The following is a 16,041-nucleotide window of genomic DNA, read 5'->3' as shown; positions in this document are numbered from 1 at the left end:
ATTTCTCCAGGTCCGGCCATAATCCTTCGAGGCCAGAATCCCGCTGACGGTGTAATCGGTAATGGCGATGTATTGCTCAGAGGGATGGACAAATTTGCCGGTGAAGAGACGGTAAAACTGGCTTGCCACTTCACTGCGAATACCCCGGCGGGTATCGATAAACCACAACGCACCTTCACAGTTCCAGCCCTTTAACTCCAGCGTCCGGTGCTCATCAAAGCGATAAACAACCTGCACCGGAGGCTCTGCGGCCATTGCCTGCCAGCAAGCCATACCTGTAAGAATCAGCGTTAATCTGGACCATTTCATCATTATGCATTCCTTTTTCTGAGAGGGGCTTGGGCGGGAGCGGTCTCGAAGCTGGCAACGGGTGGCATATCCCATTGCAGTAAACGACCGAGCATAGTCACCGCTCTTCATTAGCACGCCTGCCAGGTATCCCTCACCAGTCCATCGACTATTCCAGTCCCGCATCGGGATTACACCGCATATGATCCCATCCCTTATAGTCCTTGACCTCGGGAACCCGGCTCGGCAGATTCTGCCAGTTGGTTTTCAGCCCGGCAGTGAGATTTTTCAGCTCAGTTATCCACACATACTGCATACCCCAGGCCGAGCCTGGGGATTCAGGTCGGATATGGTGCTTGTCGCCGAAATAGCTGTCCACATAGTGAATTCCCGGCCCGCCTTTAGCCAGGCGCGGATCGTCAAAGGGCAGTGAACTCAGATAAAGCGAGCCATCCTTCATTTGCATAAACCCCTGGTTATTGACGACCGTAAATGATTCCACCTCCTCCTTTCTGGGATGATCCAGCGTGAGCGGATTTCTCCAGGTCCGGCCATAATCCTTCGAGGCCAGAATCCCGCTGACGGTGTAATCGGTAATAGCGATATACTGCTCAGAGGGATGGACAAATTTGCCGGTGAACAGACGGTAAAACTGGCTTGCCACTTGACTGCGAATACCACGCCGGGTATCGATAAACCACAACGCGCCTTCACAGTTCCAGCCCTTTAACTCAAGGGTCCGGTGCTCATCAAAGCGATAAACAACCTGCACCGGAGGCTCTGCGGCCATTGCCTGCCAGCAAGCCATACCTGTAAGAATCAGCGTTAACCCTGACCATTTCATCATTATGCATTCCTTTTCGTGAGAGGGGCTTGGGCGGGAACGGTCTCGAAGCTGGCAACGGGTGGCATATCCCATTGCAGTACCGGGATGGCCGTCATGCTGTGAGGAGGTACTGCGCCGGTTTCAATTTCCCATCGATTTCGGGGGCTTGGCTGCACTGCATTTTTAGGCATACCGTATTCGTTTACGACGCCAAACTCTCCGGTGGGCAAAACCTCATCGGGCCTATTCATATATATTTTTGTATCCGCAAAGGGAAGCTGCCCTGTCCGGTAATAGGTGTAGGTGTCTGAGTCCGTCTGCCAGGAACGCCAGTCAGCAAGCTCCAGTAATTCGTTCCAAAAGTTACCGTGCTGATAGTCAAATGAACGGCATGTACCCACGGCCAGATCGTAGGCCATCGCTAACTCAGGGGCTTTATCCGACATGACGATGGATGAATGCTGGCTGTAGGTAAGGAAGTTTTCCGCACTAAACTCCTTCTCCAGTTCAATGTCACTTTTCTTTCGCCATACCTCCATCATCGGTTTTTCTTTCGTGCCGCTCACCCGGCCTTTACGAAAGTCAACGCGGTAAAAGTTCCGCAGCTCAGTGATCTCCTCATCCGTTAATTCATGCCCGAAAGGCAGGCTGATATATTTGGGAATACGGGGCAATGGGTGTCTTTCAAATACCATTTTATCCCGCTCACTTGCATTAGCGGCTCGTGTAGACTTCTGAATGTGCACATCATTACCTGACACTTTGCCCTGATACGGGCGAGCCTGTGTCTCCGGTTTGGTCAGGTCAGGTTGTCCCATCAGCGTGAAGACGAATTTCTCCGGCAGTTCAGCACCATTCACCACGACATCGTAGTAATTCCACGGCGCATTCACGACCGGTGAGTACCAGTAGTCCTCGATTTCCTTACGCGGCAGGCGAAACGGTTTGCCGTCAGGTGCATTGCCGACTTCGCTGTTCTGATAAAACACGCGCTGACGAAGATTAGGTATGGTCGATGCTATATTTTCCGGGATGCCGCGCCAGCCAAACCCCTGAATAGGCCACAGAGAAACTGTGGCGTCATTAGGGCAGAAATAGTTGTACACCAGACCACAGTTATTGCGCTGATTAAGCGGCGAGTCATACCAGGCACTGTTCAATTCTCGTCTGGGCAGCGTCATTTCATTGAGCATTATCTGTTGCTCCTCACTGCTGACCACTGCAACCGGAGAGGCGTCATAGCGTTTGTTCTGTGCCATCAAATGACAGAAGTTTTTGAACGTCTGCTGTCGGGCTTCATCAGTCTGTTGATGACCGGGCTGACCCTCCTCAAGGAGGCGGCATTCCAGGGAGTAAGGGGAGTGATTGAGGATGGTGCAATCGGCAGGATCTCGTCCTTCCTGTTTAACAATCATATTCGCCAGCATCGTCACAATCGTCCCCTGCGAGTGCGCCACAATGTTTATTGTGTCGTTCTGGGTAGGACGGTTATCCCGTATTTTGATAATTAAATTCGCCAGCCGCTGGGCGGCATAAAACTGGTAAATACGGTGCGGATTGCTGTATACCGGGTGCGTCAGATCCCCTTTATTAAGCGTGGCGCTACGCGATGCAATACCGGTGAGATACAGCATCAGGCCGTTTGCCCCCGGCCCCAACATATCGGGGATACTCGTCGTTGCGTTGGCAAATGTGCCACCGCCCTTTACACCGTTGGGATCGAGCCAGTTATGAAAATTATCGATAGCTTCATTGCCAAACTGCGCGATCACCTTTTTGTTAATCTCGCGATAGGCATCATAGGGTAACGGCGTTGCCGGGCTGCGATAATTGGAACGCATTTTTTCGCGATATTCCCGCTGGTCAGCGTCCCATAGTTCGTGATCTACTGGTCGATATCCCCAATAGAACGGAATGACCGGGCTGCGGGCGTGGTCTTTCCGCACCATCTGTTTCTGCCGCTTATCCGTTATGCCGTTGCTGGTATTGTCTTCGGCGTTGTAGCGAATTTTGTAAAGTTTTTCATCCCATGTATGCGGCCACAAATCGTCTCGTCCCAGCCGCTTTTTCAGTCCTTCGATAATACCGCGCTCCTGGTTGCTGTACGCCTCGCCCACATCGTTCACACCATGAACCAGAATGACAATACCGGGCATCGGGCGATGCACGGGGCAGTTGGTCGTATACATTTTTTTGCCAGCCGTTACTGGTACGCCAATACACTGACTTGCCAGCATGCGCTTGTTGTGAACGCCGTAACTCTGGGGATCAGGCGCTTGCGGGATTTCATCGAACGGATTAACAGTTTGCTCGTCTGACGGCTCACTCATACGGTTCCCTCCGGGTTTTCAACGTCATTCAGTAGTTCAATAGACCAGGTGTCCAGTTCTGAGGTATTCAGCAAGGGTGACTCGCCGTTGTCATCGGTGATCCCGTCAATAACCTCTCCCTTTTTATGCAAGCGGAAGCGCTGGCCTTTCAGTACATGATCCGGGTCGCCCGGCGCATGCAGCCTGAACTGTTGCGCCAGCTCCCCTCCTGTAAAACTGGGTTTCAGGTGATCGAGGCTTGTTTTCGCCATGTAATCGACCGCAGGCGCTTTAACCCGGACATAAGATGGGGCAATGATTTCAACTTCACCGTGTTTAAGACGGATACCCGCACCACCGCACATCAGGAGCAGCTCGTTTTTCGCATTCAGCACTATCCTGCCCTGCGAACTGGTCAGATTGATATCCTGGTTCGCCACGGCGGCAATTTCGCCTTGCTGCGCGGTAAGGCGGATAGCGCCTTTTGCTGCGGTAAGGATAATTCCTGCTTTTCGGACAAAGACGGAGAACACTTCTCCTGCGGCAAGCGTCATTCGCTGGAAGACATTCACGCTCATGTCCTGCCTGGCTGTCGTGGTCATGTTCTCACCGGCATGCAGCAGCATCGATTCCGGGGAAGTGACGACCACCCCGGTCTCACCATGCAGGGACAGTGTGGCATTTTCCGGTTTTGCGACACGCTGGCGAAGCTCAGTCACCGGCGACAGGTCAACTGCCGGGGTATCCGCAATCTCTGCGCTGGACTGAAGCGAACGGGCCAGCTGTAACGCAGACTCAAGCTGTGCAATGGTCGCGGCCATGTCGTTCTGATTGCCGGTGGCTTTAGATTTCGCTTCTGTGGTGATATGAAAGCCTTCGCCCGCACGCAGGGTTGCCTGCTTGTCGGTGCGTAACTCAACGCCTTCACCGCGCTGCTTGCCCGAGGCATCAACCAGATGGCCCAGGTTCAGTTGTGACTTACCGTACTCCGTCGCAACCTTAATATGTTCCTGGCCTGCTTTATCCTCCATGCGAAATTTATTGTTGCGCGGCGTTCGGATAACGTTCCGTGTACTGTTGCGGTCAGTCACCAGATCTGGGTTTATCTGGTCATGGAAGGCATGTGCAATAAACGGGCGTTCCGGGTCGCCGTTCTCAAACGCGATTCCAACCTCAGTGTTATCCAGCAACGGGAAGTGCATACCGTAGGTATCACCTGCATATTGCCTTCCCAGACGCACGGGCATGCTTTCCCGACCCTTTTTCCATTCACCCTGGTCAAAATTAAAACGCACCCGGTAACGACCGTGGTTATCAATTCGTGACAGCTGATCGTTAAGGCTTGTTCCTGATACTCTCGCAGGGATCGTACCGGAGATGACAGGGCGCGGTAACCGTTCTGGCCGGAAGCTCCAGATTTCACTGAATGGAATCCCTTTAATTTCACTCTGGAAGCTACTGCGTCGGGAACCCGAGGAACGCATGCTTGTTACAACCATGCCCTCATCGAATGCCGCAGGTTTGTCACCACTGATATCGATATCGTAACCGGGCACGATAGCGGGATCGTCAGCAATCGCTGCCAGCGTAATCATATTGGTCAGTAAGTATTCATGACGAATTCTGGCGTAGTGCCAGCTGGTTTCGGCGCTTTGCCCGCTCCCGATACCCCAGCGATCGCCGTGAGTCAGGTGAATATCCCCGTAGTGGTATTCGCCTCCACTGACAAGCTCCGGCAAGCGAGACAAATCGGCCTGTTCTTCCAGCGTCCTGAATTCCTTACTCTCACGGTAGTTGTAGTTACGAACATTGACTGAGGCCGGGACAATGGCATGACGAGATGTCAGTTCACGTAAACTGTACAGACTGCCAATGGTTCCTGCAGGATTGATGGCGGCTATTTTGTAATTGTGGATGTAGTGCGCACCCGCGTCACCAAACACAATAACAACAATGTGATTATGGTCAGGATGCGGTTCGAAGCGAAACCAGATCCCCACTTCAGACAATAAGCGCCGGATGAATACCAGATCGGTTTCTTTCCACTGGACAATCATCTCCCGTTGCGGGTATTCCCAGTAAAGTTCATCAAAATTTATTTGATAGCCTTCAAACCCGTGCTCCTGGAGGATGTGCTTGACCAGCTCCGGTACAGACTCCTTCTGATAAATAGCACTGCGAAACCGCATATCGAGTAGCGCCATTGGATGTTCCAGCACAGCTTCATACAACGTTTCGTCTGCGCTACTGCTGATCCGACTAATGGCCGTGATCACCCCTGGAATTTTCCTTAGTACCACCCACTTATCACGTTCAGGAAAATACGTAGACCATGCAGGGTTAGCAGCACGAAGCGTAAATGATGCCTCTTTCTGGACAATATTAAAGGCAGCAGCATGATCGGTGGTGGAGGTAAAACGAATGGTGTAACGGTAAGGAGTACTCAGGGCTTCTTCACCTGTAAATGACTCCACATCGGCAATGAGATCTGAATAACTAATTTTCAGTAAGTATTTATTCAGACTTTCTTCCGCATTGAAAATACTCGATTCATTCGAAAATCGAATTTCGCGTCCATTCATAAGCATCCTTGAAAGTTACATGATCGATCCGTCAGTAATATGGAATTTGCATTAAGTTCATGACGGGTGACAAACTATACAACCCAAGCCCATTCTCTTTTTAATGGGTAATTGCATAGATATGCTTTAGCGCAAATTCTGAGCGCAGTTTCAGATATTTCAGTCAAGGACGAATTTGGATGAACCAGAGATTCATTGTTGTGGGAGATACCACAACTCATGGCGGCACAATCGTTGAGGGTATTTACACTCATACCGTAGACCGCGCTCCAATGGTCGTCACCGGCCACAAATTTTATTGTCCTGAATGCGGCAAAGAGGCGATCTTAATCGGTTCAAGCCATGTCACTGTTAATGGGCAACGACGTGTTCTGCACGGTGATAAAACAACCTGTGGTGCGCAGGTGATCAGCCGGTTAAAAACGAGCATTTCTGAAACCGGTGCAAAAGCGTTTTAAGTGAAGGCATTATGATTTCCCTCCAACCACGTTGCGGAAGTCCCTTAAAAAAGGATGTAGGGCACAAAGCGGAAAAAGAAAGGGAAATGGCCGGAGCGGACGCTCCGGCGTAGGATCAGCGGTCGAACGGGGCGGTGTTATCAAGCACGGCCTGAATCACATTCAGCGCGCCTTGATGATTATTGTCATCGGTCACATGGCGAGCGATGCTTTTAATGGCTTCCCCGGCGTTGCCCATGGCAAAGGAGAAATCTGTCATGCGCAGCATTTCTGCATCATTGCCGCTGTCGCCGATGGTGACACACTGCTGCGGCGACACGCCCCAGCGTTTCAACAGGCGGGTGATACCGTTGGCTTTATGCAGGCCGGGAATGATCAAATCGACAAAACCAAAGCCGCTGGTGACCGGCTTCATAATCCCGTCGAGAGAGACATGCAGCGCGTCGATCAATTGCGGGATATCGCTGTCCGGCAGGTTCAGGGAGAATTTAAACAGCGTGTCGTTGATGTTATGAAAATCACCTACCGGTTGTAAGCGGTAATAGTGTTTTGACATCAGTTCGACAAACTCCGCCGGGGCGTTTTCGCTAACGTAGGCACTCTCCAGGCCGCAGGCAACAAAATTCAGGCTGCTGTCTTTTAACAGCTCACCAATCACCACCTGTGCTTCATGGCGCGTCAGCTCGCCGTGGAACAACTGTTGACCGTGTTCATACACCAGCGCGCCATTTTCCGCGACAAAGGAAATGGTCTCTTTCAGTTCCGGGAAGAAGGTGATCAACTGGTAATACTGATTGCCGCTGGCGACAACGAATTCGATATCACGCTGTTGTAGCTGTGCGAACTGCGCTAAAAACCGCGCGCGATCGTACTGCTTTGCGTCATCGAGAAAAGTTCCGTCCATATCAGTGACGATAACTTTGACGGTCATACATAACGCTCCTGAATGTAACTGCATCAGGGAGCATTCTAGTGATAATGTGACGGAAAGCACAAATATTATTTCATTCGAAAGTCAGCTTCTCTTTTGCACCGCTATTGCTGCTGCAAAGCCCCGGTCGCGGACTGTTCTCTGCGACCGGGGCTTCCGCTTTTTGCATTTTATGTTGGCCTGGGCAGCGACATAGCCCTTACAACGTATGTTCAGTGCGGGCGATAATATCGTCCTGCGCATCCGGCGACAGGGCGGTAAAGAACGCCGAGTAACCGGCCACGCGCACTACCAGATCGCGGTACTGGTCCGGGTGTTTTTTAGCTTCCAGCAGGGTTTCCCGCGACACGATGTTGTACTGAATATGCCAGCCTTTATGCACTTCAAAGAAGGTCCGCAGCAGCAGCATCAGCTTCTGTTTATCGCTCTCATTTTCAAGGGTGGCGGGATTCAGCTTCTGGTTTAGCAAAACGCCGCCGAGAATGGATTCCACCGGCAATTTGCCCACCGAGCCGATAACTGCCGTCGGCCCGAGATGATCGGTGCCGGAAGCCGGGCTTGCGCCCTCTGCCAGCGGCGTATGGGCTTTGCGTCCGTCCGGCGTGGCCATAGTTGCTGCGCCAAACGGCACATTCGCGGAGATCGACGAGGTTCCCGCATAGTAGTTGCCGCCAATCGGCCCGCGGCCGTAACGGGGATTATGGTACTGCTTCAGTTCATCAATATAGGTTTGATAAGCGCGGACCAGCAGCGTATCGACGCTGTCATCATCGTTGCCATATTTAGGCGCGCGGTTAACCAGCCGCTGGCGTAGCTGCTCGTGGGTCAGGCCGTCGAAATCCGCCGCCAGCGCCTCTGCCAGCTGCTGTTGCCCAATAATACCTTGCTCAAAAATCAGTTTTTTCACCGCCGCAAGGCTGTTACCGAGGTTAGCGATGCCAACCTGCAAACCGGAGACCCAGTCATATTTCGCGCCGCCCTGTTTAATGCTTTTCGCCCGCTCGATACAGTCATCCACCAGCGCCGAGCAGAGGATATCCGGCACGTTCTCCTCCAGCATCGTATCGACCACATACTCAATCTCGATAGATTTACGCGTGTAATAGCGGATCTGCCGATCCCAGGCCTGCATCACCTCGTCAAAATGCGTGAAATTGCCCGCCGAAAGCGCCTGCTTTTGCGGCAGGAAAATTTTACCGCTGGTGGCATCGCGACCGCCTTCCAGCGCCGCCAGCATCACGCGGGCAAAGTTGATAAAGCTCATCCCGGTGCAGCGATAGCCCCATTTACCGCCGACGGCGGTTTCAATACAGCCAATGGCGGCGTAATCGCAGGCATCCGCCGGTTCAACGCCAAGATGAATAAACGCCGGGATGACCACTTCATCGTTATTAAAGGCAGGCATACCAAAGCCGCAGCGGATCACCTGTACACAGGCATCGAGGAAGTCGTTACTCATGCCCGCATGGTAGCGCACGCTCAGGTTCGGTTGGGTAGAGCGCAGACGCCCGCAGGACTCCAGAATGGCCCACGACAGCGGGTTGACCGCATCAAGCATTTCCCCGTTGTGCCAGCGCTGCCCGCCGATGGTGACGTTCTGATAGAGCGGGCTGCCCGCCGACGCTTTCGAGTGAGAGCCGGAACGGATCTTGTTCACTTCCAGCAGCTTCAGCCAGCAGCCGTGCAACAGCTCCAGCGCCGATTCGCGCGTCAGCGTCTGTTGCAGTTCCACATCGCGACGCCAGAAGGGGTAAAGGTACTGATCCATGCGGCCAAAAGAGACGGAATGGCCGTTGGATTCGATCTGCAAAATCAGTTGGATAAAGTAGCAAAGCTGTAATGCCTGCCAGAAGGTTTTCGGCGGTTCATGAGCGATAAGCAGGCAATTTTCAGCGATGGTCAGCAGTTCCTCGCGGCGGCTCGTGCGCGTCTCTTCTCCGGCCATTTTGCGCGCCAGATCGGCAAAGCGCTCGATATGCAGGCTGACGGCATCCAGTACGATATCAATGCCTTTTAAAAACTGCTCGCCGTGCAGATCGTCGAGCACCGTCAGATTGATGCGCGTGCGGCGCTCGTCCACTTTATGGCGCAGACCGTCAAGGCCCAGCTCCAGCAGCAGCGGGAAATTCACCGCCAGATGGGCATCGCCGGAGGTCATATTGCCTTCGGCTTTAATAATGCCCGTTTCCAGCAATGCTTTCTGTTCGTCGGTAAACATCCCGTAGCAGCGATCCTGCACCGTTTGGCCGCGCCACCACGGGCAGATCTCATGCAGCACGCGCTTATTCTCATCGCTAACGGCAAAGCCCGCGCCGGGGCGATCCGCCAGTTCGTCGATCTCTTTTTCAATCCACGACACGGTATATTCCGGGAAGATGGGGGCTGCGCGCACTTCGCTTGCCTGGTTACCGACGATCAATTCGTCATGTTTGATCCAGATAGTGCGCTGGGCGAGGTGGTGCGCCAGCGCCAGCGCGCGGCGAACCGGTAGCGGCTTGTCCATATTCTGCTGATAGATGTCGGTATAGTGCTGCGCGCGCTCGGTACACACCGGCGGCTTAACAACATGCACCAGCGCAGTTTTATGGGCTTTAATTCGGTCGGTAAGGGTGGTCAAATCCAGCGTTGTCATGGTGCTATCCTCGTAATGTCGCCGTCAGCCCTTTGCGGCAGGCAAAATCCTCGGCAAAAGCTAACAATTGCGGTGCATCCAGCGGTTTTTCCGGTGCGGTGTAGGGTTGGCCGAGCAGGTGATACTTATTGATGCCCAGCGTGTGGTAAGGCAAAAAGTGAATGTCGTTCACCTTCAGCACGTCGGCGGCGAAGCGGGTAATAGCTTCTATCGACGCTTTATCGGCGTTAAAACCGGGGATCAGCGGCACGCGAACGGTAATCTTTTTCCCTGCCTGCGCCAGCCGCTGCAAATTATCCAGCACACGTTTTACCGAGCCGCCGGTCCATTGGCGAAACGCCTGCTCATCAACATGCTTCAAATCGGCGAGAAACAGATCGACCCACGGCAGCGAAGGTTCGATATAGCGCCACGGCACATGCAGACAGGTTTCGACTGCGGTGTGTATACCCTGCTGATGGCTGGTCTCTAACAATGCTTGCGTCAGCGCCGGGTGCATAAACGGCTCGCCGCCGGAAAGGGTGATACCGCCGCCGCTGCGCTGATAAAAGGGTTTATCCCGCAGCACCGTCGCCATAATCTCGCTAACGCTTTGCGTTTCGCCGCAGACGCTTAACGCCTGCGTGGGACAACAATCCGTCAGGGCATCCAGCTGCGCTTCGCCAAGTTTTTCGCGGTGAATCAGCAAACCGTCCGCCGCGCGCGTCACCACCGATGGCGCGGCCTGCTGGCATAAATCGCACTGTTCGAGACACAAGCGGTCATCAAACAGCAGATCCCGCGTGCGCTTGATGCTCTCGGGGTTCTGACACCAGCGGCAGCGTAACGAACAGCCCTTTAGAAAGACAACGGTGCGAATACCGGGGCCATCGTGGGTGGAGTAGCGCTGGATATTGAAGATCATTTTCTATCTCCGTATATTTCATATGGAGATTAAATCACTTTCGGATGAAAGTTAATGTGACGAAAATCGACCTTTAATCAGCCCGGATGACCCTGCGTCATCCGGTTATACGAAAAAGGGGGAAATCAGTGGCCGCAAACTTCACAGGTGGGATTGCGTAGCAGTTTCATTTCGCGGAACTGGCAGGTCATTGCGTCATAGATAACGATTTTGCCCGCTGCGGGCGTACCGTAATGGGCCAACACTTTGATCGCTTCCATCGCCTGCAGCGAACCGATGACTCCCACTAACGGCGCCATCACGCCCGCCTCAACGCAGGTCAGCGCATTATCGCCAAACAGGCGGCTCAGGCAGCGGTAGCACGGCGCATCTTCCGCCCAGGTAAAGACGCTGATTTGCCCTTCCATACGAATCGCCGCGCCGGAAACCAGCGGCACTTTATGCTGAAAACAGCCGGCATTGAGCTGATTACGAATGGCAACGTTATCGGTGCAGTCCAGCACCAGATCGTGCGCCGCAATCTGCGAGCGAAGATCGGCTTCATCAAGCAGGGCATTGATCGGCGTATAGGTGACGTTCGGGTTGATGCGCAGCAAGGATTCACGCGCGGAATCGACTTTGGCCACGCCAATATCCGCATCGCTGTGCAGCGTCTGGCGCTGCAGGTTGGAGAGCGCCACGCTATCAAAATCGAGCAGCGTCATCTGCCCGACGCCCGCAGCCGCCAGATATTGCGCGGCGGCGCAGCCTAGGCCGCCGAGGCCGACCACCAGCACGCGAGCGGCTTTGAGCCGCTCCTGACCGTCGAAATCAAAACCGCGCAGAATAATCTGTCGGTTATAGCGCATCATCTCCGCGTCGCTGAGTGCTTCGGTCATTTAGCCTCCGAAGAGAGAGTTAAAGAGTTCGACATCCACCCATTCACCCGCTTCAACATTGCCGCGCTCACGCTCCAGCACCACAAAGCAGTTACCCTGGCTAAAGGAGCTGAAAATATGCGATCCCTGATGTCCGGTGCTGTGCACTTCCAGCGTACCGTCTGCGCCACGGCTGACAATGCCGCGCTGAAAATCGAGACGCCCCGGCGATTTTTTCAGCCGTTCCACGGCGCGGGCGCGTAAACGCAGCGGCTGAACAGGGGCGCTGTTACCGCTGAGCTTCGCCAGCAGCGGCAGCACTAACTGGTAGAAGGTGAGGGTAGCGGAAACCGGATTGCCCGGCAGGCCGCAGAACCAGCTCTGGCTGAGCTTACCGAAGGCGAACGGTTTGCCCGGCTTGATCGCCAGCTTCCAGAAGGCGATTTCCCCCAGCTCGTCGAGCATGGTTTTGGTGTAATCCGCTTCGCCGACCGACACGCCGCCGGAGCTGACGACCACATCAGCCTGACGGTCGGCGGCAAGAAAGGTTTCGCGCAATTTTTGCGGATCGTCAGGAATAACGCCGAGGTTAATCACCTCATAACCGAGCTGCGCCAGCATCAGGTGCACCGCTAAGCGATTGGTATCATAAATCTGCCCGTCGGCCAGCGGCTGGCCCGGCAGCTGTAATTCGTCACCGGTGGAGAAAATCGCTACCCGCACTTTGCGCAGCACGCGCACCTCAGCAATGCCCAGTGAGGCAATCATCGGCAGCTCGGCGGCGGTCAGTTTCGTCCCGGCGCTAAACACGCTGGCGCCTTGCTGGATATCTTCCCCCGCGCGACGAATATTCTGGTTAGCACGCACCTCGGCGGTAAAGCGAATGCCGGCGTCGGTTTGCTCTGTTTGCTCCTGCATCACCACTGCGTCACACCCGGCGGGAATCGGCGCGCCGGTCATAATGCGCACGCAGGTGCCTGCGGGCCATTGGCCATCAAAGGGCTGCCCGGCAAAGGCTTTACCCGCCACCGGCAGCGGTTCTTTACGTTCTACATCCGCCAGGCGCACGGCGTAGCCATCCATCGCCGAGTTATCAAACCCCGGTACGTTAAGGGGCGAGATGATATCCTGCGCCGCCACGCGACCAAAACAGTCCAGCAGCGGCAGGGTTTCACTTTCCGTCAGCGGCGAAATGCGCGACAACATGTTTGACAGGGCCATATCAAGAGAGATCAGGCCATTTGATGATTCCATAATGAGTATCCAGTCAACGCGTGAAGCGCCCATTATGGCAGAAAAGCGCAGGCCTCAACATGGCTGGCGGATGCCCCGTTGTGATTACATCCCTTTACATCGTTGTAACGAATTTCTATATTCAGAAAATTCCTCGCGGCGTAGACAATTCCTGGCGGCACAGATGGTTAAAGCGGTAATCGCAATACATGGCGGTGCGGGTGCGCTCTGCCGTGGGCAAATGAGTGCGGAAAAAGAGCGGCGCTATGTGCAAGTGCTTTCTTCGATAGTGGAAAGCGGGCAGCGCATGCTGGAAGCGGGCGAAAGCGCGCTGGATGTGGTGACCGAAACGGTGCGTCTGCTGGAGGAGTGCCCGTTATTTAACGCCGGTATCGGCGCGGTGTTTACCCGCGATGAAACCCACGAGCTGGACGCCTGCGTGATGGATGGCAATACGCTCAAGGCGGGGGCGGTAGCCGGGGTAAGCCGTTTACGTAATCCGGTACTGGCGGCACGGCTGGTAATGGAGCGCAGCCCGCACGTTTTACTGATTGGCGAAGGCGCAGAACAGTTTGCCTTTTCTCAGGGAATGGCCGCCGTCGCGCCGAGCCTGTTTTCCACCCCGGAGCGTTTTGCGCAACTGTTACAGGCGCGGGATGCCGGGCAAAGCATACTTGATCATGACGCTGCGCCGTTGGATGAGAGTAAAAAATTCGGCACCGTCGGTGCGGTTGCGCTGGATAAGCAGGGTAACCTGGCGGCCGCGACGTCGACCGGCGGTATGACCAATAAGCTGCCCGGACGGGTGGGCGACAGCCCATTACCCGGCGCGGGCTGTTATGCCAATAATGCTAACGTAGCGGTTTCCTGTACTGGCACCGGTGAGGTTTTTATGCGCACGCTGGCGGCGTACGATATCGCCGCCTTAATGGAGTATGGCGGTTTAAGCCTGCAGGAGGCCAGCGATGCGGTGGTAATGGATAAACTCCCGGCGCTGGGCGGCAGCGGCGGGCTGATCGCCGTCGATCGTGAAGGCAATGTTGCGCTGCCGTTTAACAGCGAAGGGATGTACCGCGCCTGGGGTTACGCAGGTGATGCGCCAAACGTGGGCATCTATCGTGAATAACGGCAATAAAGCGATGCCGTTGGCAACGGACGCGGATATGGTGCTGGAAGTCAGTAACCTCAATATCGCCTTTCGCCATGAAAAGCAGTCTGTTCCGGCGGTACGCCAGCTCTCATTTACCTTAAAACGCGGCGAAACGCTGGCGATTGTCGGCGAATCGGGCTGCGGAAAATCCGTTACCGCGCTCTCATTACTGCGCCTGATTGAACAGGCGGGTGGGGAAGTCAGTTGCGATCATATGCTGCTCACCCGGCGTAACCGCCAGAAGGTGGAGTTAACCCATCTTAGCGCCTCGCAAATGCGCAGCGTACGCGGCGCGGATATCGCGATGATTTTTCAGGAGCCGATGACCTCGCTAAACCCGGTGTTTCCCGTCGGCGAGCAGATTGCCGAGTCAATTCGTCTGCACCAGAAACTGGGGCGCGAAGATGCAATGATTGAAGCGCGACGGATGCTCGATTTGGTGCGTATTCCGGAGTCGCAATCGACGCTATCCTGCTTTCCCCATCAGCTTTCCGGCGGCATGCGCCAGCGGGTGATGATTGCGATGGCGCTCTCCTGCCGTCCGGCGGTGCTGATTGCCGACGAACCGACCACCGCGCTGGATGTCACTATTCAGGCGCAAATTCTGCAGCTGATTGCCGTGCTGCAAAAAGAGATGTCGATGGGGGTGATTTTTATCACCCATGATATGGGCGTGGTGGCCGATGTCGCCGACCGTGTTCTGGTGATGAATCAGGGCGAAGCGGTGGAAACCGGCAGCGTAGAACAGATTTTCAACCACCCGCAACATCCCTATACCAAAGCGCTGCTGGCGGCGGTGCCGAAGCTGGGGGCAATGAACGGCACGACGTTACCGCGGCGTTTTCCGCTGCATGCGGCGAAAACGCAGGCCAGCCCGGAAGCGGAAAGCGGGCAGGATACGGTAGTCGCCGGCGAGCCGATTTTACAGGTTCGCGATTTGGTCGCGCGCTTCCCGCTGCGCAGCGGTATTCTTAATCGCGTCACCAAAGAGGTGCACGCTGTTGAAGGGGTGAGCTTCGATCTGTGGCCGGGGGAAACACTATCCCTCGTGGGTGAATCCGGGAGCGGAAAATCCACCACCGGTCGCGCATTACTGCGGCTGGTGGAGAACCAGAGCGGTGCCATCACCTTTAACGGCGAGCGCATTGATACATTACCCGACAGTAAAATGAAGCGTATCCGCCGCGATATTCAGTTTATATTTCAGGATCCTTACGCCTCGCTGGACCCGCGCCAGACCGTGGGCGATTCGATTATTGAACCGCTGCGGGTGCACAACTTATTGGATAAAGAAGAGGGACGCCAGCGGGTTGAGTGGTTGCTGGAGCGCGTTGGGCTGAAGCCGGAACACGCCTGGCGTTATCCCCATGAGTTCTCCGGCGGGCAGCGCCAGCGGATCTGCATCGCCCGGGCGCTGGCGCTTAATCCGCGCGTAGTGGTGGCGGATGAGTCAGTTTCGGCGCTGGACGTCTCGATTCGCGCGCAAATCATCAATTTGCTGCTCGACCTGCAGCGTGAAATGGGTATCGCGTTCCTGTTTATTTCTCATGATATGGCGGTAGTGGAGCGCATCAGCCACCGGGTCGCGGTGATGTATCTTGGGCAAATAGTCGAAATCGGCCCGCGGCGCGCGGTGTTTGAAAATCCGCAGCATCCCTATACACGTAAGCTCATGTCGGCGGTTCCGGTGGCCGATCCTGCGCACCATCATGCGCAGCGTGTGCTGCTATCTGATGATATACCCAGCAATATCCGCAAGCGCGGCGAGTCAATGCAACGCGTGCAGTTGCTGAACGTCGGGCCGGGGCATTTTGTCGCCAGCTCAACGCCGGGCAGCACGCAATCCCGTTTTTAATTTGGCACTGGCAGGG

The 16,041-nt window shown here is 54.8% G+C and carries 12 protein-coding genes; 3 read left to right on the top strand and 9 right to left on the bottom strand.

Annotation, left to right across the window (positions count from 1 at the left end; genetic code table 11):
* The 4 genes from RW65_RS09310 to RW65_RS09295 form a co-directional block, all read right to left on the bottom strand.
* Positions 1 to 312: T6SS immunity protein Tli3 family protein (locus RW65_RS09310; RefSeq protein WP_502685549.1), on the bottom strand; the 312-nt coding region annotated here is incomplete at its 3' end.
* Between the two features lie 145 nt (positions 313 to 457).
* On the bottom strand, positions 458 to 1,132 hold the full coding sequence (locus tag RW65_RS09305) for a T6SS immunity protein Tli3 family protein (protein WP_039056450.1): 675 nt from the start codon (positions 1,130 to 1,132) through the stop codon (positions 458 to 460).
* 2 nt (positions 1,133 to 1,134) lie between these two features.
* Positions 1,135 to 3,444 (bottom strand): T6SS effector phospholipase Tle3 domain-containing protein, encoded by a 2,310-nt coding sequence (locus tag RW65_RS09300; RefSeq protein WP_052250290.1) that lies wholly within the window; start codon positions 3,442 to 3,444, stop codon positions 1,135 to 1,137.
* On the bottom strand, positions 3,441 to 6,005 hold the full coding sequence (locus RW65_RS09295) for a type VI secretion system Vgr family protein (RefSeq protein WP_052250289.1): 2,565 nt from the start codon (positions 6,003 to 6,005) through the stop codon (positions 3,441 to 3,443). Before RW65_RS09295 ends, RW65_RS09300 begins: the two co-directional genes overlap by 4 nt.
* A gap of 179 nt (positions 6,006 to 6,184) precedes the next feature.
* Here RW65_RS09295 and RW65_RS09290 point away from each other — a divergent pair, with 179 nt between their 5' ends.
* Positions 6,185 to 6,463, top strand: coding sequence for a PAAR domain-containing protein (locus RW65_RS09290; protein ID WP_072037738.1), 279 nt, complete (start codon positions 6,185 to 6,187; stop codon positions 6,461 to 6,463).
* Positions 6,464 to 6,578: 115 nt separating this feature from the next.
* On the opposite strand, the gene RW65_RS09285 is transcribed toward RW65_RS09290, so the two are convergent.
* The 5 genes from RW65_RS09285 to moeA form a co-directional block, all read right to left on the bottom strand.
* On the bottom strand, positions 6,579 to 7,394 hold the full coding sequence (locus RW65_RS09285; RefSeq protein WP_039056438.1) for a Cof-type HAD-IIB family hydrolase: 816 nt from the start codon (positions 7,392 to 7,394) through the stop codon (positions 6,579 to 6,581).
* A gap of 199 nt (positions 7,395 to 7,593) precedes the next feature.
* Entirely contained in the window at positions 7,594 to 10,026 is a 2,433-nt protein-coding gene (locus RW65_RS09280; RefSeq protein ID WP_039056437.1) for a formate C-acetyltransferase/glycerol dehydratase family glycyl radical enzyme, read from the bottom strand.
* Between the two features lie 4 nt (positions 10,027 to 10,030).
* Positions 10,031 to 10,930 (bottom strand): glycyl-radical enzyme activating protein, encoded by a 900-nt coding sequence (locus tag RW65_RS09275; protein WP_039056435.1) that lies wholly within the window; start codon positions 10,928 to 10,930, stop codon positions 10,031 to 10,033.
* A gap of 125 nt (positions 10,931 to 11,055) precedes the next feature.
* Positions 11,056 to 11,808 carry a molybdopterin-synthase adenylyltransferase MoeB gene (gene moeB / locus RW65_RS09270; protein WP_039056434.1) on the bottom strand — a complete coding sequence of 251 codons (753 nt, stop codon included), beginning with the start codon at positions 11,806 to 11,808 and terminating at the stop codon, positions 11,056 to 11,058.
* Positions 11,809 to 13,041: a molybdopterin molybdotransferase MoeA gene (gene moeA, locus RW65_RS09265; RefSeq protein ID WP_039056433.1), complete on the bottom strand. Its 1,233-nt coding sequence runs from the start codon at positions 13,039 to 13,041 to the stop codon at positions 11,809 to 11,811.
* Positions 13,042 to 13,204: 163 nt separating this feature from the next.
* Between moeA and iaaA the strand changes: the two genes are divergently transcribed.
* Both iaaA and gsiA read left to right on the top strand, forming a co-directional pair.
* Positions 13,205 to 14,146, top strand: coding sequence for a beta-aspartyl-peptidase (gene iaaA, locus RW65_RS09260; RefSeq protein WP_039056432.1), 942 nt, complete (start codon positions 13,205 to 13,207; stop codon positions 14,144 to 14,146).
* Between the two features lie 13 nt (positions 14,147 to 14,159).
* Entirely contained in the window at positions 14,160 to 16,025 is a 1,866-nt protein-coding gene (gene gsiA / locus RW65_RS09255) for a glutathione ABC transporter ATP-binding protein GsiA (RefSeq protein ID WP_197058876.1), read from the top strand.
* Positions 16,026 to 16,041 lie beyond the last annotated feature (16 nt).

Source organism: Enterobacter sp. Bisph1 (assembly GCF_000814905.1).
Lineage (GTDB): Bacteria > Pseudomonadota > Gammaproteobacteria > Enterobacterales > Enterobacteriaceae > Kosakonia.
This window is presented reverse-complemented; position numbering and strand designations above follow the sequence as displayed.